The organism is Actinomadura sp. NPDC048032 (assembly GCF_040653175.1).
GTDB lineage: Bacteria > Actinomycetota > Actinomycetes > Streptosporangiales > Streptosporangiaceae > Spirillospora > Spirillospora verrucosospora.
In genome coordinates this window covers 1-25,710 of record NZ_JBEZJP010000071.1, presented here as the reverse complement: position 1 = coordinate 25,710, position 25,710 = coordinate 1, and the positions used below count along the sequence as shown (strand labels likewise).

General features: G+C 73.5%; 23 protein-coding genes. 13 read left to right on the top strand and 10 right to left on the bottom strand.

What is annotated here, in order from left to right:
* From AB0C69_RS12885 to AB0C69_RS12875, 3 genes are all read left to right on the top strand, one after another.
* Positions 1–934, top strand: a 934-nt coding sequence (locus tag AB0C69_RS12885) for a PD-(D/E)XK nuclease family protein (RefSeq protein WP_360353089.1), incomplete at its 5' end; no start/stop codon positions are given.
* A gap of 19 nt (positions 935–953) precedes the next feature.
* On the top strand, positions 954–4,415 hold the full coding sequence (locus tag AB0C69_RS12880; RefSeq protein ID WP_360353087.1) for an ATP-dependent DNA helicase: 3,462 nt from the start codon (positions 954–956) through the stop codon (positions 4,413–4,415).
* A gap of 73 nt (positions 4,416–4,488) precedes the next feature.
* Positions 4,489–5,268, top strand: a complete 780-nt coding sequence (locus AB0C69_RS12875; protein ID WP_353831746.1) for a methyltransferase domain-containing protein — start codon at positions 4,489–4,491, stop codon at positions 5,266–5,268.
* Here AB0C69_RS12875 and AB0C69_RS12870 read toward each other — a convergent pair.
* The 3 genes from AB0C69_RS12870 to AB0C69_RS12860 all read right to left on the bottom strand — a co-directional run bounded on the left by AB0C69_RS12870 (position 5,238) and on the right by AB0C69_RS12860 (position 8,799).
* Positions 5,238–7,283: an AMP-binding protein gene (locus tag AB0C69_RS12870; RefSeq protein WP_360353085.1), complete on the bottom strand. Its 2,046-nt coding sequence runs from the start codon at positions 7,281–7,283 to the stop codon at positions 5,238–5,240. The two genes, AB0C69_RS12875 and AB0C69_RS12870, sit on opposite strands and share 31 nt — an antisense overlap.
* A 108-nt stretch (positions 7,284–7,391) precedes the next feature.
* Entirely contained in the window at positions 7,392–8,309 is a 918-nt protein-coding gene (locus AB0C69_RS12865) for a pyridoxamine 5'-phosphate oxidase family protein (protein ID WP_345184497.1), read from the bottom strand.
* A gap of 28 nt (positions 8,310–8,337) precedes the next feature.
* On the bottom strand, positions 8,338–8,799 hold the full coding sequence (locus AB0C69_RS12860) for a VOC family protein (RefSeq protein ID WP_360353082.1): 462 nt from the start codon (positions 8,797–8,799) through the stop codon (positions 8,338–8,340).
* 121 nt (positions 8,800–8,920) lie between these two features.
* Between AB0C69_RS12860 and AB0C69_RS12855 the strand changes: the two genes are divergently transcribed.
* Positions 8,921–9,493: a CGNR zinc finger domain-containing protein gene (locus AB0C69_RS12855; RefSeq protein ID WP_360353080.1), complete on the top strand. Its 573-nt coding sequence runs from the start codon at positions 8,921–8,923 to the stop codon at positions 9,491–9,493.
* Here AB0C69_RS12855 and AB0C69_RS12850 read toward each other — a convergent pair.
* A complete protein-coding gene (locus AB0C69_RS12850; protein WP_360353078.1) occupies positions 9,490–10,404 on the bottom strand; it encodes a LysR family transcriptional regulator in 915 nt (304 codons plus the stop codon). The two genes, AB0C69_RS12855 and AB0C69_RS12850, sit on opposite strands and share 4 nt — an antisense overlap.
* A gap of 71 nt (positions 10,405–10,475) precedes the next feature.
* On the opposite strand from AB0C69_RS12850, the gene AB0C69_RS12845 reads away from it, so the two are divergent.
* Both AB0C69_RS12845 and AB0C69_RS12840 read left to right on the top strand, forming a co-directional pair.
* Positions 10,476–11,327, top strand: coding sequence for a PhzF family phenazine biosynthesis isomerase (locus tag AB0C69_RS12845; protein ID WP_360353076.1), 852 nt, complete (start codon positions 10,476–10,478; stop codon positions 11,325–11,327).
* Between the two features lie 26 nt (positions 11,328–11,353).
* Positions 11,354–11,992, top strand: a complete 639-nt coding sequence (locus AB0C69_RS12840) for a DinB family protein (RefSeq protein ID WP_345184486.1) — start codon at positions 11,354–11,356, stop codon at positions 11,990–11,992.
* Between the two features lie 12 nt (positions 11,993–12,004).
* Here the strand turns inward: AB0C69_RS12840 and AB0C69_RS12835 are convergent, their stop codons facing one another.
* The 4 genes from AB0C69_RS12835 to AB0C69_RS12820 are packed head-to-tail and all read right to left on the bottom strand — an operon-like array spanning position 12,005 to position 17,425.
* Positions 12,005–13,087, bottom strand: coding sequence for an alanine racemase (locus AB0C69_RS12835; protein WP_360353074.1), 1,083 nt, complete (start codon positions 13,085–13,087; stop codon positions 12,005–12,007).
* Positions 13,084–14,694 carry an IucA/IucC family protein gene (locus AB0C69_RS12830; protein WP_360353072.1) on the bottom strand — a complete coding sequence of 537 codons (1,611 nt, stop codon included), beginning with the start codon at positions 14,692–14,694 and terminating at the stop codon, positions 13,084–13,086. Before AB0C69_RS12830 ends, AB0C69_RS12835 begins: the two co-directional genes overlap by 4 nt.
* Positions 14,685–16,268, bottom strand: a complete 1,584-nt coding sequence (locus AB0C69_RS12825; RefSeq protein ID WP_360353070.1) for an IucA/IucC family protein — start codon at positions 16,266–16,268, stop codon at positions 14,685–14,687. Before AB0C69_RS12825 ends, AB0C69_RS12830 begins: the two co-directional genes overlap by 10 nt.
* Positions 16,265–17,425 (bottom strand): ATP-grasp domain-containing protein, encoded by a 1,161-nt coding sequence (locus tag AB0C69_RS12820; protein ID WP_360353068.1) that lies wholly within the window; start codon positions 17,423–17,425, stop codon positions 16,265–16,267. Before AB0C69_RS12820 ends, AB0C69_RS12825 begins: the two co-directional genes overlap by 4 nt.
* Positions 17,426–17,561: 136 nt before the next feature.
* On the opposite strand from AB0C69_RS12820, the gene AB0C69_RS12815 reads away from it, so the two are divergent.
* Entirely contained in the window at positions 17,562–18,170 is a 609-nt protein-coding gene (locus AB0C69_RS12815; RefSeq protein ID WP_345184475.1) for an HD domain-containing protein, read from the top strand.
* Here the strand turns inward: AB0C69_RS12815 and AB0C69_RS12810 are convergent.
* On the bottom strand, positions 18,167–18,460 hold the full coding sequence (locus AB0C69_RS12810; RefSeq protein ID WP_345184473.1) for a DUF4031 domain-containing protein: 294 nt from the start codon (positions 18,458–18,460) through the stop codon (positions 18,167–18,169). The two genes, AB0C69_RS12815 and AB0C69_RS12810, sit on opposite strands and share 4 nt — an antisense overlap.
* Positions 18,461–18,597: 137 nt before the next feature.
* Between AB0C69_RS12810 and AB0C69_RS12805 the strand changes: the two genes are divergently transcribed.
* Positions 18,598–19,983: a dipeptidase gene (locus tag AB0C69_RS12805; protein ID WP_345184471.1), complete on the top strand. Its 1,386-nt coding sequence runs from the start codon at positions 18,598–18,600 to the stop codon at positions 19,981–19,983.
* A 20-nt stretch (positions 19,984–20,003) separates the two neighbouring features.
* Positions 20,004–20,936 carry an NAD(+) diphosphatase gene (gene nudC / locus AB0C69_RS12800; RefSeq protein WP_345184469.1) on the top strand — a complete coding sequence of 311 codons (933 nt, stop codon included), beginning with the start codon at positions 20,004–20,006 and terminating at the stop codon, positions 20,934–20,936.
* Between the two features lie 51 nt (positions 20,937–20,987).
* Here nudC and AB0C69_RS12795 read toward each other — a convergent pair whose 3' ends face one another.
* The gene (locus AB0C69_RS12795) at positions 20,988–21,278 is read right to left on the bottom strand and encodes a mycoredoxin (RefSeq protein WP_345184466.1); all 291 of its coding nucleotides are present in this window, start codon (positions 21,276–21,278) and stop codon (positions 20,988–20,990) included.
* A gap of 128 nt (positions 21,279–21,406) precedes the next feature.
* Between AB0C69_RS12795 and AB0C69_RS12790 the strand changes: the two genes are divergently transcribed.
* The 4 genes from AB0C69_RS12790 to AB0C69_RS12775 all read left to right on the top strand — a co-directional run bounded on the left by AB0C69_RS12790 (position 21,407) and on the right by AB0C69_RS12775 (position 25,454).
* Positions 21,407–23,473 (top strand): ATP-dependent DNA helicase UvrD2, encoded by a 2,067-nt coding sequence (locus AB0C69_RS12790; RefSeq protein ID WP_360353065.1) that lies wholly within the window; start codon positions 21,407–21,409, stop codon positions 23,471–23,473.
* 88 nt (positions 23,474–23,561) lie between these two features.
* Positions 23,562–24,458: an acyl-CoA thioesterase II gene (gene tesB, locus AB0C69_RS12785; RefSeq protein ID WP_345184460.1), complete on the top strand. Its 897-nt coding sequence runs from the start codon at positions 23,562–23,564 to the stop codon at positions 24,456–24,458.
* 219 nt (positions 24,459–24,677) lie between these two features.
* Complete coding sequence (locus AB0C69_RS12780) at positions 24,678–25,058, top strand: hypothetical protein (RefSeq protein ID WP_360353063.1); 381 nt, start codon at positions 24,678–24,680, stop codon at positions 25,056–25,058.
* Between the two features lie 117 nt (positions 25,059–25,175).
* On the top strand, positions 25,176–25,454 hold the full coding sequence (locus AB0C69_RS12775; RefSeq protein ID WP_052357680.1) for a WhiB family transcriptional regulator: 279 nt from the start codon (positions 25,176–25,178) through the stop codon (positions 25,452–25,454).
* Positions 25,455–25,710: the final 256 nt, after the last annotated feature.

The following is a 25,710-nucleotide window of genomic DNA, read 5'->3' as shown; positions in this document are numbered from 1 at the left end:
CGGCGGCGCGAGGACAGGCCGAGGACGGCGGGCGTCGTTTTCCCGCACCACGGCCGGGCACCTGGCCCGCCTGGCGCGCGCGGGCGTGCGCGGCGCGCGGCCGGAGAACTGGTACGCGATCACCGCGCTGTCCGACGGCGGGCCCGCGTTCGCCGAGGACGAGCCCATCACGATCTCGCCGTCCCAGGTCGAGGCGTTCACCACGTGCGGGCTGCGCTGGCTGCTCGCCTCGGCGGTCGGCGCCCAGGAGGGCGGGCCCAACGAGTACAGCACCATGGGCAAGGTCGTCCACGCCGTCGCCGAGATGGCGGGCGCGGACGACGGCGTCGACGAGGTCCACGTCGCCCAGCGGCTCGACGAGATCTGGAAGGACCTGGAGTTCCGCAGCTCGTGGTACTCGGAGAAGCAGCGCGAGCAGGCCGCGAGGATGGTCGACAAGTTCCTCGCCTGGCACCGCGACAACCCCAACGAGGTCGTCGCGCTGGAGGAGTCGTTCAAGGTCGACCTCGGCCGCGTCGTCATCAAGGGCCGCATCGACCGCGCGGAACGCGACGACCAGGGCCGCGCGGTCATCATCGACATCAAGACCTCCTCGACCGCCGTCCCGAAGGACGAGCTGGCCCGGCATCCCCAGCTCGGCGTGTACCAGTACGCGGTGATGCTCGGCGCGTTCGAGCGGCACGGGCTGATCGAGCCGGGCGGCGCGAAGCTGATCCAGGTCGGCAAGGCCGCGTTCACGGCGAAGGCGCGCGAGCAGGAGCAGCCCCCGCCCGCCGAGGACGCCGACCCCGAGTGGCCGAAGAGGCTCGTCGAGATCGTCGCCACGGGGATGGCCGGCGACGTCTTCCAGGCCAGGGCGAACGACAAGTGTCGCACCTGTCCCGTACGCTCCTGCTGCCCCGTCCATGACGAGGGCGGGCAGGTGGGTGACTGACTAGCTCGGGGGGAGCGAGGTGATCACGCCGGGAGAGCTGGCCCGGCTGCTGGAGATCCCGGCGCCGACGGAGGAGCAGGCCCGGGTGATCGAGGCGCCGATGGCGCCGATGGCGGTGATAGCCGGCGCCGGGTCGGGCAAGAGCGAGACGATGGCCGCCCGGGTGGTGTGGCTGGTCGCGAACGGCTTCGTCCGGCCGGAGCGCGTCCTCGGGCTGACCTTCACCCGCAAGGCCGCCGCCGAGCTCGGCGTGCGCGTGCGCAAGCGGCTCGACCGGCTCCGCGAGGTCCTGCCGGGCGACGAGCTGGAGCGGCTGGGCGGCGAGGCCCTGTTCGACGGCGAGCCGATGGTGTCCACGTACCACTCGTACGCGGCGCGGCTCTTCGGCGACCACGCCCTGCGCGAGGCCCTCGAACCCACGATGCGGCTGATCTCCCCGGCCGTCGCCTGGCAGATCTGCTCCCGGGTGGTGGACGCCTACCACGGCCCCATGGACCGGATCGACTGGCAGCCCGACACCGTCACCAAGGCCGTCATGGAGCTCTCGGGCGACCTGTCGGAGCACCTGCGCACGGCCGAGGACGTCCGCAAGGTCGGAGCGTGGCTCGACGAGCGGCTCGCCGTGGTGAAGAAGCCGCTCAAGGCGCAGCGCGACATCCTCGCCAAGCACGCCGTCCGCGAGCAGCTCATGCCGCTCGTCGAGGCGTACGGGCGCGCGAAGGCCGACCGCGAGGTCATCGACCACGGCGACCAGATGGCCCTGGCGGCCCGCATCGCCCACAGGCATCCCGAGGTCGGGATGATCGAGCGGTCCCGGTTCTCCGTCGTCCTGCTCGACGAGTACCAGGACACCAGCCAGGCGCAGCTCGTCCTGCTCAAGTCGCTGTTCGCGGGCGGGCATCCCGTGACGGCCGTCGGCGACCCGTGCCAGTCCATCTACGGGTGGCGCGGCGCGAGCGCCGGGAACCTGCTGCGCTTCGCCTACGACTTCCCCTCGCAGCCCGCTGCGGCCCCCGGCGGACGTCCCGTGGCGGCTCCGGTCGTCCAGCTCAGCCGCTCGTTCCGCAACGGCGAGCAGATCCTGGAGGCGGCGGCCAGGGTGCAGGAGGAGCTGCGCGCCGAGACGAAGGCCGTGCCCCGCCTCGTCCCGGGCGCCGGGCGCGAGGGGCGCGGCCGCGTCGAATGCGCCCTCTTCCCCACCGTCGAGGACGAGGCCGACCGCATCGCCGCGCGCATCGCCGGGCTCATGGCCGCCGACCCCGGGACCGCCCCGGACGGCGGCCCCCAGACCGAGCCGCTCTGCTACTCCGACGTCGCCGTCCTCGCCCGGAAACGGTCCCAGTTCCCGCTGATCAGGCGGGCCCTGGAGGCGCGCGGGATCCCGGTCGAGGTGGTCGGGCTCGGCGGCCTGCTCACCGTCCCGGAGGTGCAGGACGTCGTCGCCACGCTGCGCGTCATGCACGACCCGACCGCCGGCGCGTCCCTCGCCCGCCTGCTCACCGGCCCGCGCTGGCGCCTCGGCCCCCGCGACCTCGTCGCCCTCGGCCGCCGGGCCCGCGCCCTGGCCCAGGAGACGGCCCGCGACATCACCCGCCCCGAACCCGCCGCCGCGCCCGAGGAGGACCCCGGCCCCGCGCCCGGCGTCGCCGAGTCCGGCGCCGCGCCCCGCGAAGAGGCCGCCCCCTCGTTCGACATGACGTCCGCCTCCGACATCGCGCCCGGTGAGGGGGGCGAGGAAGATCCCGGGGACGATCCCCTGCGGCAGCTCGTCAGCGAGCTGAACCAGGAGACCGGCAGCCTCGTCGACGCGCTCGACGACCTCGGCCCGCCCGACGCGTTCTCGCCCGAGGGCCACGGGCGCCTGCGCCGCCTCCGCGACGAGCTGCGCGCCCTGCGCGGACAGGTCGGGCTGCCGCTTCCCGACCTGGTCAACGAGGTCGAGCGCACGCTCGGCCTCGACATCGAGGTCGCGGCGCGGTCCGGGCTCGACCCCGTCACGGCCCGCGCCGACCTCGACGCGTTCATCGACGCCGCCGCCACCTTCGCGGGCGACGCCGAAGACCCGACGCTCGGCGCGTTCCTCGCCTACCTCAAGGCCGCCGAGACCGAGGAGTTCGGGCTGGAGGCCGGGCGGGTCGGGGAGACCGACAGCGTCAAGCTCCTCACCGTGCACGCCTCCAAGGGCCTGGAATGGCCGGTCGTCGTCGTCCCCGGGCTGGCCTACACGCCGCAGAAGAACGGATCCCCCGCCAAGGGGTCGATCTTCCCTTCGCCGCCGCAGAACGCCACCCGCTGGACGGCGAACCCGCGCGTCCTGCCGTTCATGCTGCGCGGCGACCGGGCCGACCTGCCCGCGCTGACCGGGCTGGAGAAGGACGACCTCTCCGCCTTCGACCAGGCGTGCTCCGAGCGCGACCTGCGGGAGGAGCGGCGGCTCGCGTACGTCGCGGTCACCCGCGCGTCCAGCCTGCTGATCACCACCGGCTACTGGTGGGGGTCCTCGGGGCGGCCGCTCGGCCCGTCGCCGTTCCTGGAGGAGGTGCGGGCGGTGTGCCTCGCCGGGGCCGGGTCCGTCGCCGTGTGGGCCGACCCGCCGGAGGAGGGCGCCGCCAACCCGCTGCTCGCCGACCCCGACGAGGCGCAGTGGCCCGTCGCGCCGGGGGAGCGGGGCCGGTCCGACCTGTCGGCGCGGGCGCGCTACGAGGCGGTCGTGGAGGGCGCCCGCATGGTCGAGGACGAGATGGCCGGGCGCACCCGCCACTGGGCCGGGGACGCCGGGCTGTCCGACGCCGACCGGGGGCGCATGACGGCGTGGGCGCGCGACGTCGAGCTGCTGCTCGCCGAGCGCGACCGGGGGCGCGGGGGCGACGGCCTGCTCGTCGAGCTTCCCGCGCACCTGTCGGTGTCGTCGCTGGTGTCGCTGGCCCGCGACCCGGTGGCGCTCGCGCGGCAGATCCGCCGTCCCATGCCGCGCCCGCCCGCCCCCTACGCGCGGCGCGGCACCGCGTTCCACGCCTGGCTGGAAGGCCGCTGGGGGCAGCAGCGCCTCCTCGACCCCGACGAGCTGCCCGGCGCCGCCGACGAGGGCGCCGCCGACGACGCGCACCTGGCGACGCTGCGCGAGCGCTTCGAGCGGTCGGAGTGGGCGGCGCGCGAGCCGCTCGACATCGAGGTGCCGTTCGAGACCGTCATCGGCGACCGGCTGGTCCGGGGCCGGATGGACGCCGTGTTCCGGTCCCGGGACGGCGGGTACGAGGTCGTCGACTGGAAGACCGGCTCCCCGCCGCGCGGGGACGAGGCCCGGTTCGCCGCCGTGCAGCTCGCCGCGTACCGGCTGGCGTGGGCCGAGCTCGCCGGGGTGGGGGTCGATCGGGTCAGCGCCGCGTTCCACTACGTCTCCGCCGAGGTCACGGTCCGTCCCGCGGACCTGCTCGACGCCGCCGGGCTCGCGGCGCTGCTGGACGGCGTCCCCGCCGCCTGAGGGTTTCGCCGCCGCCCTCTGTTCACCGTGCGTGGTTTCGGGGATGATCCGGGCAACCATCCGAGGAGGCGACGTGTCGGTGACCCATGACGAGAAGGTGGTACGGGAGTTCTCCAAGCAGGCGGCCGGGTTCTCCGACCCGAGGCTGAACGCGGCCTTCACCCGCCACCTGGACCGGCTCGTCCGGTTCATGGACCCCGAGCTCGACCTGGAGGACGTCGTGCTGGAGGTCGCCGCGGGGACCGGGATGGTGGCCCGCGCGATCGCCCGCCGCGTCCGGCACGTGACGGCGCTGGACCTCACGCCCGCGATGCTCGCCGAGGGCAAGCGCGACGCCGACCACGCCGGGCTCACCAACGTCACCTTCGCGCACGGCGACGCCACCGCCCTGCCCTACCTCGACCGGTCGTTCACCCTCGTCGTCACCCGCTTCTCGCTGCACCAGGTCGCCGACCCGGAGGCCGTCGTGCGGGAGATGGCCCGGGTCAGCCGCCCCGGCGCGGCGCTGATCATCGCCGACCTGGTCCGGCCCGAGGGGCTGGACGGCGACCCCGACCGCATCGAGCGCCTCCGCGACCCCTCGCACGGCGAGGCCCTCACCGAGGCGCGGATCGCCGAGCTCGTGGCGGCGGCGGGCGCGGAGGTCAAGCGCGCCGACCGGTTCGACCACACCCGCCCGCTGGACCCGTGGCTGGAGTTCTCGCACACCCCCTCCGACACCGCGGAGCAGATCAGGCGGGAGCTGCGGGACGAGCTGGCGGGCGGCCCCGCGACCGGCATGCGCCCGAGCATGGTCGACGGCGTCCTGCACTTCACGCACTCCTACGTCTTCCAGCAGGCCATCGCCGGGTAGACGTTTTTTCGAGCAAACTTTCGACGCGTGTGACGCGTGTGGTCTATGTTGTCGAACATGGGTTCTAGCACCGCGCGTGCTCTCGACCGCGAGCCGGCCGCGCTGGCGATGCGCATCGGCGTGGTCGCGGCCGAGGCCGCCCTCGCCACCTTCGCCCGCAACCTCGACCTGGACGACCTTGAGGACGGCGTCGACTTCCAGGGCGCCATCGGGCCCGCCGAGTGGCCGGTGTTCTCCCTGGTCATCGACACCCTCGCCGAGGCCGGGCCGGGCGACCGCCGGACGCTGGACGAGCGCCGCGCCGACGCCCTCAACGACCTCGCCCGCATCTGCATGGCCGCCAAGCGGAGCGCCGGCGCCGCCTGACCCTCGGGACGGGGCACGCCCGGGACCTCGCGGCCCTGGGCCCGGGCGTTTCCCTCATCGGCCGCCGGCGGCCGCCGCTTGACCTTGCCGGTGCTGGTGCGGGGCAGTTCCCGGACGAACCGGATGTCGCGCGGGACCTTGTACCGGGCCAGGTGCGCACGCACGTACTCCTTGAGCTCGTCCTCGGTGACCGACGCCCCCTCGGTCCTGACGACGTGCGCGGCGAGCCGCTGCCCGAACCTCTCGTCGTCCACCCCGGTCACCGACGCCTCCGCGACGTCCGGGTGGCCGCCGAGGAGGTCCTCCACCTCGGCGGGGAACACGTTCTCCCCACCTGAGACGATCATGTCGTCGGCGCGGCCGTCGATGAACAGCCGTCCCGCCGCGTCGAAGTGCCCGAGGTCGCCGGTGCCGGTCAGGCCGTCCCGCGTCCGCCTGCCGCCGCCCCCCGTGTACCCGGCGAACCGCAGGCCGCCGCCGGTGTAGACCTCCCCGGTCTCGCCGGCGGGCAGCTCCCGCCCGTCCTCCCCGAGCACCTTGATCGTGAGCCGGAAGGACGGCCTGCCGACCGTGCCGGGCGCGGCCCGCAGGTCCTCGGGCGTGGCGATCGTGGCCCACCCGGTCTCGGTCGCGCCGTACACGTTGACGAGCACGTCGCCGAACGCGTCCATGAACGCCTCGGACAGGTGCGGGTGCAGCGCCGCCCCGCCGCAGACGACCGCCCGCAGCGCCGGGGTCGGCGGCGCGTCCCGCACGTCCAGGATCCGCTGGAGCATCACCGGCACCGCCACGAGCGCCTCCGCCCGGCAGTCCGCGATCGTCTCCAGCACCTGCCGGGGCTCGAAGCGGCGGGACAGGACGAGCGGCATCCCCATGGCGAGCCCCACCGTGGTGTAGGCGAAGCCGAGCAGGTGGAAGAGCGGGGGCCCGATGACGATCGGCGCGCCCGACCGGACGGGGACGCGCATCAGGTGGCTCAGGGCCGCGGGCAGCAGCGACGAGGCGGACAGGTCGTGCCGCGCCCCCTTGGGCGTGCCGGTCGTCCCGGACGTCATCAGGACCACCCGGCTCGCCCGCTCGGGCTTGACGGGCTCGGGAGCGGTCTCCGCGACGAGCGAGTCGAGCGCCCCGCCGCCGTCGGCCCAGGCGACGACCCGTTCCCCGCCGAACCCCGACTCCTCGACGGCCGGCCCGAACTCCTCGTCATGGACGAGGAGTTCGATCTCCTCGCGTTCGACGACCTGACCCAGTTGCCTGCCGGAGAAGTCGGTGTTCAGCAGCACGACGTCGTTGCCGAGCCGCGTCGCCGCGAGAACGGTCTCGACGAACCCCCGGTGATTGCGGCACAGGATCCCGATCTTCCCGTCGCCCGCACGGCCGGCGAGCGCCGTGGCGAGCGACGCGGCCCGCCGTTCGAGCTCCGCGTAGGTCAGCGCCCCGCGCTCGTCGATGAGGGCCGTCCGGTCGGGGAACCGCAGCGCGGCCATCGCGCCGAGCGTCGCGGGGACGGGCCCGTACCGCGCGTACGGGAACAGCAGCCGCGCGGCCCGATCAGGCCGGACGGGCCGCACCAACCCGGCGTCCCGCACCGCCCGAGCCGCCTTGACTCCCGCCTCCGCAGCACCCCGCACCCGCTCAAGCAACAGCACGTCACTCCTCCGATGACCCGGCTTCGCTTCCCGCATACCCGGCTCTCGGCCGAGCAAAGGCATCTTCTAGCGATGGCCAACGTCGAGTGTGCCGCAGGGCGACGTCGGTCAGGAGGGGAGATCCAGGGCCGCGGGCGGGTTGAAGCGGGACGGGACGGGGTCGCTCCACCGCAGCGGTGACGCTCCGGCCGTCTCGACGACGTCGGTGACGGTGAACTCGACCAGCCGTTCGGCGCCCGGCACCGCGGCGGCGTGCGCGGGGTCCCAGTCGGTGCGGGCGGTGCCGGTGAGCTGGAGGACGCCGCCGGTGCGCCAGTCGCAGAAGAGCAGTCCGGCCCGGGGCCGGACCTCCAGGTTGCCGAGCGTGTTGAACATGGCGTTGCCGGCGTAGTCCGGCCAGCGCAGCACGGTCGGCGACGGCGCGTGCACGAAGCCGGGAGCGCCGCCGCGGTGGGAGGCGTCGGCGTGGCCGTCGGGGCCGGCGGTGGCGATGAAGAACGTGTCGGCGCCGGTGATCCACCGCTGCTGGTCGCCGGTCAGGGCGCGCGACCGGCGCGGCGCGGACGGCGTGGCCTGCTCCCAGCGGGGCTGCCGCTTCTGGATGTACTTGGGGCAGTTGGAGTACACCTGGTCGAGATCGACGCGCAGGCCGCGCGCGGTCGGGACGGCTCGGCCGTTCATCCGCATCCGGCGGTGCCGGGCCGGTTCGACGGCCAGCATGCCGACCGGGGCCGGTTCGGTGAGCCGGTCGTGCAGCGGGTCGCCGGGCGCGGGGCGGGCGTCGATCGCGAGGGTGCGGTCGTCCTCGGCGTGCAGGAAGCCGGGCCGCCCGGTGAGCAGGGTGGCCCACATGCGTTCCCGGTCGTCGGCGGCGCCCAGGACCAGCATCGGCTGCTGGAGCAGGAACCCGCGCGCGACCTCGGGGATCTCCGCGCGGACGGCGCGGGAGGAGAACGCGCCCTGGTCCAGCAGCCCGGCGCGCCGCTGGGCGGCTCGTTCGCCTCGGTGGTAGACGTCGGCCGCCACGGCGGCCTCCTTTCGACGTGCCGGTGGGTCAGAAGAATCCGCAGGTGGGGGCCGCTCCGCTGGGTGCGGGGGCGGTGCCGGCGCCGGAGGGCGCGTAGATCTCCAGGCGGGTCCCGTCGGGGTCGGTGAAGAAGACGCCTCCGGAGGAGGCGCCCTCGCCGTGCGGGACGACGCCGTCGTGGGCGAACGCGGCGTCCAGGTCGCGCAGCACCTGCTCGGCGGCCCTGACCTCCTCGATCGTCTCGACCTGGAAGGACAGGTGGTGCAGGCCCGCCGAGCGGGTCGCGAAGACGGTGTCGCTCTGCTCCCACAGGGTCAGCACCAGCCGCCCGTCCCGGCCGAGGAAGGCCCAGCGGCGGCCGGGCTCGTCGCCCCGGGCCTGCACCTGGAGTCCGAAGACGCGCAGGTAGAAGGGCAAGGACCGATCCAGGTCGTTCACGTTCAGCCCCACGTGCCCCGTCTGCAGGGACTTGATGGCGACCGTCTCCATGGCACACCTCGCAAACCCGGGCCGTCGCGCCCGGTCTTGATCTAACTGGCTAACTGAAGATAAGAGGTTAGAGGTGCCGACGTCAACCGGCTAAGGCGGGATAGGCGGGTAGAATCGAGGTGTGCAGCCGGAAGACGGAACCGCCAGGCGGGACGCCGCGGACCCTCGTCCGCTGGTCGGGGAGCCGCTCTGCCTCGACCTGCTCAACACCCGGTGGGTCGAGGACGGCGTCCGGCGCGACCTGCTCGACTCCACCGACGGCCTCGCCGTCTGGCTGCGGTCGGCCGGGCTGGACGGACGCGCGGCGGCCACCCGGGCGGCGCTCGACGCCGCCGTTCAGACCCGCGACATCCTTCTGACGCTCGTGGACGAGGGCCCGTCCCCGCAGGCGGTGGCCGCGCTCAACGGCGTCCTGGAACGCGGCGCGCTGCATCACCGGCTCGGGCCCGAGGGCCCGGAGAGCCATCCGCGGACCGACGACCCCGCCTGGCTGCCGTCCTGGTCGGCCGCCGCCGACTACCTGCGCCTCATGGCCGGCAGTCCCGAGCGGATCAAGCCCTGCGCGCATCCCGGCTGCGTGCTCCACTTCCACGACACGACCAAGAACGGCACCCGGCGCTGGTGCTCCATGGCGGTCTGCGGGAACCGGGCCAAGGCCGCCCGGCACTACGAGCGCGCGAAGACCGGACGTTAGGCGCGCGGGGTTGGACCGGGCGTGCCCGCCCTGATCGAGTCGATCAGGGCGGTGCGCACGGCGTGGACGGCGGGAGAGCGCCAGCGGGAGGCCGGTTCGGCGAGCCAGAGGTGGTGCCGGGACAGGCCGGCGGGCAGGGGCAGCTCGACGAGCGCACCGGCGGCGAGTTCGTCGGCGACCGTGACCGTGGGCAGCAGCGTGACGCCGAGGCCCGCCGCCGCGCAGCGCTTCGCCGTCTCGACGCCGCCGAAGCGGGGCGGGTCCGCCGCGGGGTCGGCGGCCTTGACGAGGGCGGCGAGCTCGTCGCTGTAGGAGCAGCCTTCCTCCAGGAGCAGGACGCCGGTCGCGGCCAGCTCCGCCGGGGCCGGGGGCCGGTCCCGGGGGAGCGCCGTGGCCGCCGCCCCGACGAGAGACAGGGGCCGGGCGCCGAGGTCGACGAGGTCCGCCCCGGACGGGTCCGGCGAGGGGTCGAGGACGAGCGCGAGGTCGGCGCGGCGGTCGGCGAGGGCGGTGAGAGCGGTCCGCGTGTCGGCGGGGAACAGCGACAGGGTCACGTCCGGGAGCCGCGCCCGCAACCGGGGCAGGAGGGGCGCGAGCCAGTAGGCGCACACGGACTCCGGCGCCCGGACCCGCACCGGGCCGGACGGCTCGGTGGCGGCGGCGCCGACCTCGGCGAGCATGCGCTCCTGGAGGTCGAGGACGCCCCGGGCGTGCTCGGCGAGCAGCGAACCGGCGCGGGTGGGGGAGACGCCGCCGGGGCGGCGGTCGAGCAGCGGCGTCCCGGCGAGGCGCTCCAGCGCCTGGACGTGCGCGGTGACCGTGGACTGCACGAAGCCGAGCTCCGCCGCGGCGGCGGTCATCCCGCCGGTGCGCAGGACGGCCAGGAAGGTGGTGAGGAGGCGCGTGTCCATCGAGTTTCCCGATGTGCTCGATCAATAACCATCGTTGGACGCGATGCTAGTCCTTGGAGCAGACTGCCCGCATGAGCGACAGCGCACAAGTACTCCGCTACACCGCATTCGACGTGGACGGCGAGGGCGGCAACCCCGCCGGGGTCGTCCTGGACGCCCGGGGCCTGGACGACGCGCGCATGCAGGAGATCGCGGCCGAGGTCGGGTTCTCCGAGACGGCCTTCCTCGTGGACGAGGGCGGCGCGCCCGGCCGGTTCGCGATCCGCTACTTCAGCCCGCTGGCCGAGGTCGCCTTCTGCGGGCACGCCACGATCGCGACCGCCGTCGCGCTGGCCGAGCGCCGGGGGACGGGGACCGTGTGGCTGAGGACCCCGGCCGGCGAGGTCGGGGTCGAGACCAGGGAGGCGGGCGGCCGCGTCCTCGCCACCCTCACGAGCGTTCCGCCCACCGTCCGGGCCGTGGAGGAGGCCGATCTCGCCGCCGCGCTGGCCGCGCTGCGCTGGGAGGCCGGGGAACTCGACCCGCAACTGCCGCCGCGCATCGCCAACGCGGGCAACGACCACCTGGTCCTGGCGGCGTCCACACGCGCCCGGCTCGCCGACCTCGACTACGACTGGGAGGCCCTCGGCGAGCTCATGGCGCGCCGCGGCTGGACGACCGTCCACCTCGTCTGGCGGGAGAGCGAGACGGTCTTCCACGCGCGCGACCCGTTCCCGCCCGGCGGGGTCGTGGAAGACCCGGCGACCGGCGCCGCCGCGGCGGCCTTCGGCGGGTACCTGCGCTCGCTGGGCCTCGTCTCCGCCCCCGCCGAGATCACCGTCAACCAGGGGGAGGACATGGGCCGTCCCAGCCGGCTGCTGGTGGACGTCCCGCCGGGGGACGCGGGCGTCGGCGTGAGCGGCACCGCCGCGCCGATGGGCTGACCGGCGGCGTCCAGTAGCGTCGGGCCATGCCGAACTCGACCGCTGCCGTGACCGCAGACGATCTCGACCTCGCCGTCCAGCTGGCCGTCGCCGCTCTGCGGGAGGCGCCGCCGGAGGCCTGGGACGGGAAGGCCGGGTCGCTCGAATGGAGCTGCTGGGAGACCGTCGAGCACCTCAGCGACGACCTGTTCGCCTACGCCGCCCAGATCGCGCCGAGGACGCCGCCGGCGGACGGCGAGGTGCCGTTCGTCTGGGAGAGCCGGCGTCCCGGCGGGCCGGCCAACGCCGTCCACGCCGACAGGAGCGCCGGGCCCGCGGGGCTGTTGCAGGTGCTGGACGCGTGCGGCGGGATGCTGTCCGCCGTGGTCCGCCGCACGCCTCCGGACGTCCGCGCGCACCACACCTTCGGCGCATCGGACGCCGAGGGGTTCGCCGCGATGGGGATCGTCGAGACCCTCGTCCACATGCACGACCTCGCGGACGGCCTGGGGCTGTCGTGGGAGCCGCCCGCCGACCTGTGCGCCCGCGTGCTGGGACGCCTGTTCCCCGGCGCGCCGCAGGACACCGACCCCTGGTCGACGCTGCTGTGGGCCACCGGTCGAGGGGACCTTCCCGGCCACCCGCGCGTGACGTCCTGGCGCTGGTACGGAAGCCCTCGCGGCTGACGGCCGTCTCGCTCAGCGCCGGTAGTGGAAGGCCGGCTTGGGGTGCATCAGAAAGTCGTGGTGGGAGATGTTCCAGGCGTAGGCGCCGGCCATGGCGAAGGCGATGACGTCGCCTGGCGCGAGGGGCGGGACGAGGACGTCGCGTGCGAACACGTCCTTCGGGGTGCAGAGCTGGCCGACCAGGGTCGCCGGGCGCTCCGGGCCGTTCGCGGTCAGAACCTCGAAAGGCTGATCGTGGCCCTTCGTCACGGGAGTCCGCAGGTGGTGGGTGCCGCCTCTGAGAATGGCGTAGGTCTCTCCGCGCGTGGTCTTCACGTCCAGGACGTCGGTGACGTACCAGCCGTGGTAGGCGGTCATCGCCCGTCCCGGCTCTATGCGGACTTTCGCTGGAATGTGCCTTAGGCCTGCCCCGTAGGTCTGCCAGTCGAAGCGGGCCTCCGGGGAGGTGTAGTCCACCGCCATTCCGCCGCCGACGTTCAATTCGGGGTCGTCCACTCCTCGGGAGCGGAGCCAGGGGATCGCCCATTCCGCTATCCGGTGGGCCAGTTCGAGCATCACCGGAGCGTCCAGGCCGGATGCCAGATGGGCGTGGACGCCTCGAAGCGTGAGGTGCGGGTGCTCGGTCAAAAGGCGGGCGCAAAGGTCGAGGGCGTCCTCGTCCATGCCGAAAGGGCCGCTCATGGTGAGGGCGGCGTCCGGCACGTTCACGGGCAGATTCGCGCGGAGCAGGACGTCGGCGGGCCCCATGCCGGCGAGGCGGACCAATTCGTTAGGGCTTTCCACGTGGATCCGGTCGGCCTTCAGCGTGCGTGCGGACTCCAGTTCGTCAGCGGTCTTCCCGGGGCCGCCGAAAGCCACGGGCTTGCCGGGGAGGGTCTCCCGGACGTGGGCGAGTTCGCCGCCGGACGACACCTCCAGGCCGTCGACGTGGGGCGCGAGAGTCCGGAGGATCTCGGCGTCCGGGTTGGCTTTGACGGCGTAGAAGACCTCCGTGCCGTGCAGCGCGGCACGGATGCCGCGGACGTGGGCTTCGAGGCCGGGAAGGTCATAGACGTAGGCGGGGTACCGGTCGAGGCCGAGCGCGAGGTCGTTCACAGCGGTCGGGACGCGGCGAGCGGGTTGGGGACGGGGACGTAGGCCGCGCCGCGGTCGGCCGTCCGCGACCAGCGGGTGCGGAGGTTGGCCTTGGCGGGCAGCGGCACACCGGCGAGAAGAGCCCTCACCTGCGGGTGGCGGTCATAGGCGGCGAAGTGCTTGCGCGCCGTGCGCCAGAGGGTCTCGTCCAAGGGCGGGTGGAGGTCGGCCACGGCGGCGGCTATCTCGGTGAGGTGGTTGACGAGGAGGCAGTAGACGACACGGTTCCAGCCCTCGTCGGGGGAGTAGGTGAGCCCCTCGGCCACGCGGGAGGGGAGATGCGACAGATCCCACTGGCCGGCGGTCAGTTTGGTGCCCTCCATGTCGCGGAAGACGGCATGGACTGGCATCCCGTCGGCGTCGACGCAGACGAGGACGTTCTGCAGATGAGGTTCCAGGACGACGCCGTGGTCCAGATAGGTGCCCAGGACAGGCGGTGCCACATGGGCTACGTACGCGTCCCACCAAGCTTGGGCGCCCTCCAGAGACGAGAGGGCGGGCAGGCCAGCGAGGACCGCGTTATAGGGATCGGCCAGGGCTCCGGCAAGGAGAGGCGTGCCGGGAAGGGATCTGACGCCCTGCCGCAGGATTACCCCCAGGCCCTCGTACAGGCGTCGGTCAGGGAGGGCCACGCTGCGGTAGGCGGGTTCTCTGAGAAACGTGGCGTTCAGCTTTTCCAGGATGGGCGGCAGCAGTTCGTCGAGCGTCATCGCCCCGGTCAGCTCGTACCAGGCGTTCTTACGGACGCAGTTGGTGATGCGCACGTCCAGGCTGAACTTGCAGAACACGTCGGCGTCCGGCAGGTACGCGGTCCGGACGGACGAAGTGGGCACCGCCTCCATGCCGGATGGACCGAGATTGACTAGAGAGCCGTTCGCCAAAGCCTTCTGCAAGACGGGATTGTCCGCCAGCAAGGAGAACTGCCACGGGTGAACGGGAAGCAGCCGACGTCCGGGCGGCGCCGAGGGGCCGTGCGCCTCCAAAGCCGCGAACGCCTCCGCGGCCCCCTCCTCGGCGACGAGTTCCGCAGGAACGGCCAGCCACAGCGGACGGAATCGCGCCCTCGCCTCAGGCGCGTAGGCCAGCCACTCCTCCGGCGACCCTTGGCGGGCCTTGGGGGACGGGTGGAAACGGTGCCCCGCGACAAGGGACTGCTCTGACCCGATGTAGTCGATGGAGCGGTCCTCAGCGGACTCGCCCCTGGCGGCGAGGATCGCGGTGAGCGCGGTGTGGCTGTCGTCCACCTGGGCGAGGAACTCCGCGTTCGGGGAGCCGGTCGCCAGTTCCAGTTCGCCCGCGACCAGGTTCGCCAGCCTGCCCCAGGCGGCGGGTATCCAGTCGTCCTCGCGGCGCTCCTCGTAGGGCGGCGCCAGGCGGTAGGTCGCCCCGACCGGAGGGCGCGCCAGTCCCGCGCGCAGCACGACCCCCGCGCGGGGCAGCCGGAACACCAGGCGGGCGCCGTCCGGCCAGACCTGCTGCTCCGGCCCGCACACCTCCCGGATCAGGCAGTTGAGCAGGGCGGTCGCGGTCGCGTCGTCGGCCGTGACGGCCGGTTCTGTCAGCAGCACGTCGTGTCCAGTAGGTAGTTGGGCCCCGGCGGGCCGTAGTGCTTGTTGATGTCGGCCGCGCCCGTCCTCGCCTTGTCGACGAGGGTCCCGGCGGTGACCATGGCCTTGCCGGGCAGCGTGTCGGCGTCGAGCGTGCGGGCGCGCAGGAACGCGTCCTCGGGCCCGAGGGCGGCGTCGAGCCGTTCGCGGATCATCCGGCGCCCGGCCCGCCAGGGGAGCAGGCCGCGCTCGGCCAGGCCCAGCGCGGGCGCCGCGGCGCACAGATGCAGGGTGATGGTGACGAAGACGCGGGCGAGCGCATCAGGGTCGGACGTCGTCATCCGGTGGTCGACGAGGTCGCGTGGGTCAGTGCCAGGGGTGAGCGTGACGCGCTCGCGGAGGCGGGACGGGTCGATGAGCGCACCGTCGTTGTCCTTGATGAGGAGGCGCAGCGGAGACTCGTCCAGGACGAGCGCCACGTTCTGCTGATGCGCCTCCAGCGCTATGCCGTACCGGAACAGCGTGACGTTCCAGGAGAACAGTGCCGACAGGTAGGCGCCGAACAGTTCCTCGACGTCCCAGCGCTCGATGACGTGACCGCGGTCCGGTGCCTCGGCGAGCAGGGCAGCGACAGGGACGATGTGCGCGCGCGCAGTCTCGGACGGGAAACGGCGCACGAGATAGCCGAGAAGCGGGTCGTCGGCGTGGCCGTAGGTCTGTTCGTCGGCGAGGAGCACGGGAAGCGACGGCTCCTGCAGAAGTACCTGGCGCAGAATCCGCTCGACGAGCGCGCCGTCCGGGAGGGTGCCGGGCATGATGGTGCGCCGGTTGCGCAGCCCGAGGGTGCTCGTCGGCAGCGGCATCTTCACGTGGTCGAGCGGTGCCGCGGCGACCGTCCGCATCGACAAGGTGGGCGTGACGTGCAGGTACGGCTCGGGCGCGAGGGAAACGCCGGGCCGGGAGCGCACCTGCCGCGCCGCCAGCGGATGGACGGGAAACAGCGCTCCGGCCGCGTCGTCCAGGCGCAGGCCGACGTCGGACGGCCTGGGCCACCATGCGGGGAGCGTCCCAGCCAGCGTCGCGTTAGGCACGGCCGCCCAGCGCAGCGGGAACGACGGCGCGAACTCGGGTGCGTAGCGGCTCAGTTCGCCCAGGGAGAGTCCGGAACGGCTCCGGCCCGTCGGATGCACAGGGTGGTCGTTGTAGGCCGCCAGCGTCTCGTAGAACGTGCCGGGGCCCTTGCGCAGCTCGGCCGGGAGGCGGCCCAGCCGCCTGTGGACGGCCGGACGCGCGTCGTCGTGCAGCTTGATGGTCGCCAGGGCCTCAAGGCACTCGCGCTCGAAGGACGCCGTGTCGTCACGCGGGTCGGAGACCAGGCGAACGGCATGGAAGACGTCGTTCAGCCTCAGGCCCTGCCCAGGATCCACGACGAGTTCCGAGAGGAAGGCGGGCCGGGCCTCCAGAAGACGCACGGAACGGCCCGGAAGCTCCAACGCGCGGCCCCGGACGAATCGCCTCAGGCCCGCGTAGTCCTCCCTCAGCAACGCGTCCAGAACGCGGGCCGCGAGCGGGCCCTCGCCATCGTCGCCCGTCACGCGATCGTCCAGTCGTGGGTCGCGCGGAACCGCGCCAGGGCGGCGTTCACTTCGTCCGGTCCCGGACCGATGGCGCGCACAGTGCCGAGGTAGTCGCGGTTGGTCCGGGTGAGGGAGACCGTGTCGCCCACCGCGCGCTGAGGACGGTACGCCAGCCGCACCGGGCCGTCCTCGAACCGCAGGGGGCCGGGAGCCGCGGTGAGCGTGCCGCAGCGATCGGCGATGACCGGCTCGGCGACGGCATGGCGCGGACGGGGGACCCGCCGCCCCGGAAGGGCCGCCCCGAGATGGACCCGCAGGATCTGCTCGAAGAGGGGCACGCCCAGCAGATCGGCCAGCAGGAAGTCGCAGTGGTCGCCGATCAGCCGGTAGTTCACCTCGATGACGCGGGCGCGCCCCTCATGGACGACGAACTCGGTGTGGCACGCCCCGAAGCCGACCCCCAGCGCCTCCAACTGCCGCAGGACCTCCCCGGTCTCCGGGGGAGGGGGCGCCCACTCAAGCCGTTCCTCCACGAAGAACGGCGGCGGCGAGAGCGTCGTGCGAAACGAGCCCAGCACCCGCAGTTCCCGTCCGTCGCCCAGCGTCTCCAGCGTGTGGAGACGGCCCGGCAGGTACTCCTCGGCCACGAGCGGATCGCCGCGGCGGGCCCTGATCTCCTCCACCCGGGCGGCCAGTTCCACGGCGTCGTGGACGAGGAACACGTCCTCGCTCGCCACGCCCTCGCGCGGCTTGACGACGAGCGGATACGGCGCGTCCGCCGGGACCCGTCCCGCGTCCGCCGAGAAGACCGGGTCGAGGGACGCCAGGTGCCGCCGCATGAGCGCCTTGTTCTTCGCGCGGGTCGCCGCCCGCCAGTCTTTGGCGGGCAGGCCGAAGTACGCGGCGGCCAAGGCGGCGGGCGCCTGCAGGAAGTCGCTGTTGGAGAACACGGCGGCGGGCCGGCCCCCGCCGCGCGCGGCGGTGTCCTCGACGCGCGCGATGATGTCGCGGAAGTCGGAGACCTCGCACTCGACCACCGGCACGCCGGTGTCGTGGTCGGCGGGACGGTCGGTGAGGAGCGTGACGTCGAGGCCCAGGCGCGCGGCGGCGGGCAGGAACCCGTGCGTCACCGAGTCGGTCGCCTTGCCGGCGACCAGGTAGAGAGAGGCGGCCACGACCGGCCCTTCCAGTGAGTGAGGTAAGCCTTGCCTAACTCGCAGTGATCAACCATAGTGGCCGGGGCGCCCTCCGCACGCAAGAACGATGGCACCGCGTGTCCCGGCCCGTCCCGCGATCCGCCAGGATGGGCCCATGGATCTTGTCGACCGGTGGGTGGCGCTGGCGGGGCCCCACACCCGGCACATCGGGACCGAGCTCGACCAGCGCTACGGGGAGCCGCACCGCCGCTACCACACCCGCGCGCACCTCGCCGCGGTGCTCGATCTCGTGGACGAGCTGGCCGGGCACGCCGAGGACCCCGACGCCGTCCGGATCGCCGCCTGGTTCCACGACGCCGTCTACGACCCCGAGCGCGCCGACAACGAGGAGCGCAGCGCCCGCCTGGCCGCGCGCATGCTCGCCGACACCGACCTCCCGGAGGCGGTCGTCGCGCGGGTCGTCCGCCTCGTCGAGCTGACCGCCACGCACGCCCCGGAGGAGGACGACCGGGACGGGCAGGTGCTCTGCGACGCCGACCTCGCCGTCCTCGGCGCGGAGCCCGAGCAGTACGCGGCCTACGCGGCGGCCGTCCGCGAGGAGTACGCGTTCGTCCCCGACGAGTTCTTCCGCGCCGGACGGGCCGAGGTCCTCAACGGCCTCCTGGCCCTGCCCCGGCTCTTCCACACGCCCGCCGCGCGCGAGCGCTTCGAGGAGCGCGCCCGCGGCAACATGCGGACCGAACTCCTCCTCCTCAACGCCTAGACGCCGAGCCGGCCGTCCGGCACCGGCCGGGGCCGGGACGCCTTGCGGCGGCGCAGGCCCGCCTCGGTCAGCCGCAGGAGCAGCTCCTGGCAGCCCACCGCTTCGGCGCCCTGGAGCAGCGCCGCCTCGTACAGCTCCGACGGGACGTCGTAGTGGTCGCGCTCGAACGCCCGCGGCGGCATGCCCAGTTCGGCGGCGAAGACGTGCAGTTCGTCGTAGGACACGTCGCTGACCATGTGCGACCACACGCGGCCCCGCGCGGGCCACAGCGGCGGGTCGATGAGGATCAAGGCCACTCCCGCGATCGAGGCAAGGGGATCCCCTACTGTGATTCTCCAGTCTCGGGGAACCCGAGGGGTCGGGACGTCCGGAGACCCCGGACAGAGGTAACTCAGCCCGACATTACGACATGCGAAGGGGCATGCAGGTGAACGATGTAGTCGCCTACATCCAGGCGGACCGCGACCGGTTCGTCGCCGACCTCAAGGAGTGGCTGGCGATCCCGTCCATCTCCGGGGACCCGGCGCACGCCGAGGATGTGCGCACCTCCGCCGGATGGCTCGCCGAGTACCTGCGAGGGCAGGGCTTCCCCACCGTCGAGGTCTGGGAGACCCCCGGCCTGCCGGCGGTGTTCGCCGAATGGCCCGCCGAGGACCCGGAGGCTCCCGCGGTCGTCGTCTACGGCCACCACGACGTCCAGCCGGTCGAGCCGCTGGAGGAATGGGAGACCGACCCGTTCAAGCCCGTGGAGAAGGGCGACCGGCTCGTCGGGCGCGGCGCCTCCGACGACAAGGGCCAGGTCTTCTTCCACACCCTCGGCATCCGCGCGGCGCTCGCCGCGTCCGGGCGGCAGGCCCCGCCCGTCACCGTCAAGCTGCTGGTCGAGGGCGAGGAGGAGTCAGGCTCGGTGCACTTCGCCGAGCTGCTGCGCACCCACCGCGACCGGCTCGCCTGCGACGCCGTCGTCATCAGCGACACCACGATGTGGGCGGCGGACGTGCCGTCCATGTGCACCGGCATGCGCGGCCTCGCCGAGGCCGAGGTCACGCTGCGGGGCCCGGACGGCGACCTGCACTCCGGCTCGTTCGGCGGCGCCGTCCCCAACCCGCTCCACGCGATGGTCTCGCTGCTCGCCGCCCTGCACGACGACGACGGCCGCGTGGCCGTCCCCGGCTTCTACGACGACGTCGTCCCGCTCAGCGACGAGGAGCGGGAGCTGTTCGCCAAGCTGCCGTTCGACGAGGCCGAGTGGCTGCGCACCGCCGGGAACAGCCGCGCCGCCCACGGCGAGAAGGGCTACACCACCCTCGAACGCGTCTGGGCGCGGCCGACCGCCGAGATCAACGGCATGTGGGGCGGGCACACCGGTCCGGGCGGCAAGACGATCGTCCCCCGCGAGGCGCACGCCAAGATCTCGTTCCGGCTCGCCGCCGGGCAGGACCCCCGCAAGATCCAGGAGTGCTTCGAGGCGTGGGTCGCCGAGCAGGCGCCGCCCGGCGTCGAGGCCGAGGTCCGCGTGTCCGGCGGCGGCGTCCGGCCCTGCTTCTCGCCGATCGACTCGCCCGGCGTGAAGGCCGCCCGGCGCGCCATGGAGCGGGCGTTCGGCACCGAGGTGCTGTTCACCCGCGAGGGCGGCAGCGGCCCCGAGGCCGACATCGCCGACATCCTGGACGCGCCGCTGATCTTCGTCGCGGTCGGGCTGGACGGCGACCGCATCCACGCCCCCAACGAGAAGGTCGAGATCCCCCTGCTGCTCAAGGGCGCCGAGACCGCCGCCTACCTGTGGGAAGAACTCGCGGCCGCGCTGCGCTGAACACGCAGGAGAGGAGCACGATGACCGACGCCCCGACGGACAGTCCGCACGCCCCGCTGGAGTGGCTCGCGCTCGCGCGCGGCACGCTCGACCGCGTCGCGCTGAACCGGCGCGACGAGGCCTGGCTGGACGAGGCGTGGGCCGACCCAAGGACGCGCGTCCTGGTCATCGAGGACGGCCGGTCGCCGGTCGCCTTCGAGCCCGTCCCCGCGCTCGTCCTCGTCCCGCCGGACCAGGCGCCGGACGGCGACCGGTGGCTCCTCGGCGTCGACGGCGACGGCGTCGCCCACTTCGGGGTGAGCGGCCCGCTGCCCGTCATCGAGGGGGCGGAGCCGGCCGGGCTCCGCCGCGTCGGCGCCCTTCTCGGCGACCAGGACTCCGGCCTGCTCACCCACGCCGTCGCCCTGGAGCACTGGCACGCGACCCACCGGTTCTGCCCGCGGTGCGGCGCCGAGACGCGCGTGGCGTCCGCCGGGCACGTGCGCGTCTGCCCCGAGGACGGCTCGCAGCACTTCCCCCGCGTCGACCCCGCCGTCATCATGCTGGTGACGGACGAGGCCGACCGCGTGCTGCTGGCCCGCGGCCCGCAGTGGCCCGCCGACCGCCGCTCGATCCTCGCCGGGTTCGTCGAACCGGGCGAGTCCCTCGAACAGGCCGTCGCGCGGGAGGTGCAGGAGGAGGTCGGGCTGCCCGTCCGGGACGTCCGCTACCTCGGCAGCCAGCCGTGGCCGCTCCCGCGGAGCCTCATGCTCGGGTTCACCGCGAAGACGGACGGGGACCTCCCGCTGCGCCCCGACCCCGAGGAGATCCTGGACGCCGCCTGGTACACGCGCGAGGAGCTGCGCGCGGCGATCGACGCGGGCGAGATCGTCGCGCCGGGCCCGCTGTCCATCGCCGCCCAGATCATCATGCGCTGGTACGGCGGCGAGCTTCCCAAGATGCCGCCGTTCTAGGGGCGTGCGAAGCCCGCCGACCGGACGGTCGGCGGGCCTTTCGCGTGGGTCTCAGCCCGCGTCGGCGATCTGCGCGAGGCGGCGCTTGACCTCCTTGGCGCTGGGGTTGGTCGCGGCCGTGCCGTCGGGGAACACCAGGGTCGGGACCGTCTGGTTCCCGCCGTTCACGCTCATCACGAACTCGGCGGCCTCGGGGTCGCGCTCGATGTCGATCTCCACCATATGGATGCCGTCGCGGGCCAGCTGGCTCTTCAGCCGCCGGCAGAAACCGCACCAGGACGTCGTGTACATGGTGAGCTGGCCGGCCGCGCCCTTGGCCCGGTCGGTCGTCGGCGTCGCCATCGCTTCCGCGTCTCCTTGCGCTCGGGGGTGTACCTCCGGAAGAACAGTAGACAGCCGTTTCGCATTCCGCGCCGTCCACAGGCGGCGGGATGGCCGATGCAGGTGAGGCGGGCTGCGAGTATGGGGGAATGTCAGCTGAGTCGGTGCTGGAGGGACTCGACCCCGAGCAGCGGGCGGTCGCCGAGGCGGTGAAGGGCCCGGTCTGCGTCCTCGCGGGCGCCGGGACGGGCAAGACCAGGGCCATCACCCACCGGATCGCCTACGCCACGCTCACCGGCGTCGTGACGCCGCAGCGGGTGCTCGCCGTGACGTTCACCACCCGGGCGGCGGGGGAGCTGCGCAGCCGGCTGAGGCAGCTCGGCGCGCCCGGCGTGCAGGCCCGCACGTTCCACGCGGCGGCGCTGCGGCAGCTCCACTACTTCTGGCCGCGCGTCGTCGGCGGCGAGCCGCCGAAGATCGTCGACTCGAAGATCGGGCTGGTCGCGGACGCCGCGCGGGCGTGCCGGCTCTCGCTCGGCCGCACGGAGCTGCGCGACGTCGCGAGCGAGATCGAGTGGGCGAAGGTCACCCAGAACCGCCCCGAGGACTACCCCGCCGCGGTCGTGAAGGCGAGCCGCCGCCCGCCCGCCGAGATCGTCGACGTGGCCCGCGTCTACGCGATGTACGAGCAGCTCAGGCGCGAGCGCAATCTGCTCGACTTCGAGGGCATGCTGGAGCTGACCGCCGCCGTGATCACCGAGCACCGCGAGGTCGCCAACCAGGTCCGCGAGCAGTACCGGTACTTCGTCGTCGACGAGTTCCAGGACGTCAACCCCCTGCAGAAGATGCTGCTCGACGCCTGGCTCGGCGACCGCGACGACCTGTGCGTCGTCGGCGACCCCAACCAGACGATCTACTCCTTCACCGGCGCGTCCCCCTCCCACCTGCTCGACTTCACCCGCGAGCACCCGGACGCCAAGGTCGTCAGGCTCGTCCGCGACTACCGCTCGACGCCGCAGGTCGTCCGGCTGGCGAACGGGGTGATCGGGCAGGCGCGGGGCGCGCGGTACAGGCTGGAGCTGGTCGCGCAGCGCGAGAACGGGCCCGAGCCCGTCTTCAACGAGTACGACGACGAGGTCGCCGAGGCCGACGACGCCGCCCGGCGGGCCCGCAAGCTGATCGAGGAGGGCGTGCCCGCGCGGGAGATCGCGATCCTCTACCGGATCAACGCGCAGTCCGAGACGTACGAGTCGGCGCTCGCGGCCGTGGGCGTCCCGTACGTGCTGCGCGGCGCGGAGCGCTTCTTCGAGCGGCCCGAGGTGCGCGAGGCCGTCGTCCGGCTGCGCGGCGCGGCCAGGGCGGGCGCCGACGCCGAGACCGACGGGATGGGGCTGATCCAGACCGTCCGCCACGTGCTGAGCGGGGCGGGGTTCTCCGACCGGCCGCCCGAGGGCGCGGGCGCGGCCCGCGCGCGCTGGGAGTCCCTCGCGGCGCTGGCGCAGCTCGCCGAGGACATGGCCGCCGACGACCCCAGGGCCGGGCTCCCCGAGTTCGTCGCCGAGCTGGAGGAGCGCGCCGCCGCGCAGCACGCGCCGCCGCTGGAGGGCGTCACCCTCGCCTCGCTGCACGCCGCCAAGGGCCTGGAGTGGGACGCGGTGTTCCTCGTCGGGCTGGCCGAGGGCACGCTGCCCATCGTCTACGCCAAGACGCCCGAGCAGATCGAGGAGGAGCGCCGCCTCCTGTACGTCGGCGTCACGCGGGCCCGCGTGCACCTGAACCTGTCGTGGGCGCTGGCGCGCTCGCCCGGCGGTACGCAGGCGCGCCGCCCGTCCCGCTTCCTCGACGGCCTGACCGGCAAGACCACCACGCACACGCCCGCGCGCGTCGACCGGTCGAAGCGGCGCCCCGCCAAGGGCCCGCAGCCGTGCCGCGTCTGCGGGCGCCCGCTGACCGCGGCCGTCGAGCGCAAGCTCGGCCGCTGCGAGGACTGCCCCTCCGAGCTGAACGAGGAGATCCTCCTCGCGCTCAGGGAGTGGCGCGCCGGGGTGTCGGTCGAGCAGAAGGTGCCCGCCTACGTGGTGTTCACGGACGCGACGCTCCAGGCGATCGCCGAGCACGCCCCCGAGTCGATGGAGGAGCTGGCGCGCATCCCCGGCGTCGGCAGGGTGAAGCTCGACCGCTACGGCGACGCCGTCCTCGGCCTGTGCGGGCACTAGCGCCGCGGGCGTGGCGGGGCGGCGCGGAGGCGCCGGTGACGCGGGGTGAGACCTGGCTCACTCGTACCGATAGGGAAGACTGGCCGCCGTGAAGGAATCGCTGAAGGCACTGCTGGACCTGCTCGACCTGGAGCAGATCGAGAACGACATCTTCCGCGGCCGCAGCCCCGAGGAGCGGCGGCAGCGCGTGTTCGGGGGGCAGGTGGCGGGTCAGGCGCTCGTCGCCGCCGGGCGCACCGTCCCCGCGAACCGGCCCGTCCACTCGCTGCACGCCTACTTCATCCGCCCCGGCGACCCGCTGGTCCCGCTCGTCTACACCGTCGACCGGGTCAGGGACGGGCGGTCCTTCACCACCCGCCGCGTCACCGCCGTCCAGCACGGCAAGGCGATCTTCACGCTGTCGGCGTCGTTCCAGATCGTCGAGGACGGCCCGTCCCACCAGGCGCCGATGCCCGAGGCCCCCGCCCCGGAGTCGCTGCCGGACGGCCTGACCCGCCTCACGCCGCTGTTCGGCGAGGTCGGCGCGCGCGAGTTCGTCACCCGCCGCCCGTTCGACATTCGGCACGCGACGCCGCTGACGTGGGAGGCGGCCAAGGACCCCGCCCTCGCCACGCCCGAGTCGAAGGTGTGGCTGAAGGTCGACGGCGAGCTCCCGGACGACCCGCTCCTGCACGTGTGCCTCATGACCTACGCGTCGGACATGACGCTGCTCGACACCGTCCTGCTCAACCACGGGCTGGCCTGGGGCGACAAGCGGACGATGGGCGCCAGCCTCGACCACGCGATGTGGTTCCACCGGCCGTTCCGCGCCGACGACTGGCTGCTGTACTACCAGGACACGCCGTTCGCCGGCGGCGCCCGCGGGCTCGCCCGCGGCCAGGTGTTCACCCGCTCGGGGGAGTTGGTCGTGTCGGTCATGCAGGAGGGCCTGGTCCGGGTCTCCGACACCGGACGCGAGGCGCCCGGCGGCCCGTCCGTGAAATGATCGTTCCGTAAGGGGCGCCCGGGAGTTTCGACGCTCGCGGGACGCCCGGGGTTCTGCGGAATCCGGGTGAGGTCGCCCACGAAACCGCAGGTCAAAAATATCTTGCTTGATTCGGCGGAGTCCCCGTACGCTCGACGCGAGCAATCAACCGGCCGACCGGTGTGGATCTTGGATCCGCCGGACACGGCCCGAGGAGCCCGAGAGGTGGTGTGCAGTCCGGTGAGCAACACGTTGATCAAATTCGCGTCCTGGACCGCGGCCTGCCCCGGCACCTCGATGCTCGGCACCTCCGTGCCCGCCCCGATGACCCGTGTCTCGAAGCCCGGCGAGTCCGCCGCGTATGTCGAGGCGTCCGTCTTCGAGGCGTCCGCCCTGCGGCAGCGTGAGCGCGGCATGTGGCGGCGCGACGAGCGCGGGCTGCGCGGCACGAATCTGTGCGATCTGCGCTTCGAGCAGCGAATCCAGGACGACCAGGGGCGCAGTGTCTTCGAACACCTTCTCGAGGACATGAGCGCTCCGGCTCCGGCCACGGCCCACACGGGCGTCACCTTCACGGGTGGCGTGTCGGGTCCGTACCCCTGGAGGCGACGACCGGTCTAGAACAAGGCCGGCAAGCCCCCAGGCCGCGGATCCGACACCGGATCCGCGGCCTTCTTCTTTGTCCAGACCCACCGACACGCCCGTTGAGATCCAACGAGAGGAACAAGGGTGACTGTGATGCAGGGGGCTCTCGCAGTAAGCGAGGAGGACCTCACGCTTCCGTGCCGGACCGATCCGGAGCTGTTCTTCGCCGAGGCTCCCGCCGACGTCGAGCTCGCCAAGGCCCTGTGCCTGGAGTGCCCGCTCCGCAAGGAGTGCCTCGCCGGGGCGCTGGAGCGCAAGGAGCCCTGGGGCGTCTGGGGCGGCGAACTGTTCGTCCGCGGTGTGATCGTGCCGCGCAAGCGGCCGCGCGGCCGCCCGCGCAAGCACCCGCGGCCCGACGAAGTGGCCGTGTGAGGCGACGATGCCCAGCACGCCGGTGATCGGCCGAATCGAACCCGTGGACGCGGTCCCCGCGCGGGGACCGCGCCCACGGGCGGCCGGGGAGAACGAGATGACACCGCTCAGCGAGATGACGTTGCTCAGCCAGGACCTGTCCCGGGAGCGACCACCCGTGCCCGACGAGCTCGCCGCCCGCGCCCCTGCTCGTCGCGGCGTACGGGCTGGCGCTCACCGGCCTCGGCGTCCTCAACCCCACCTGGGAGACCGTCGT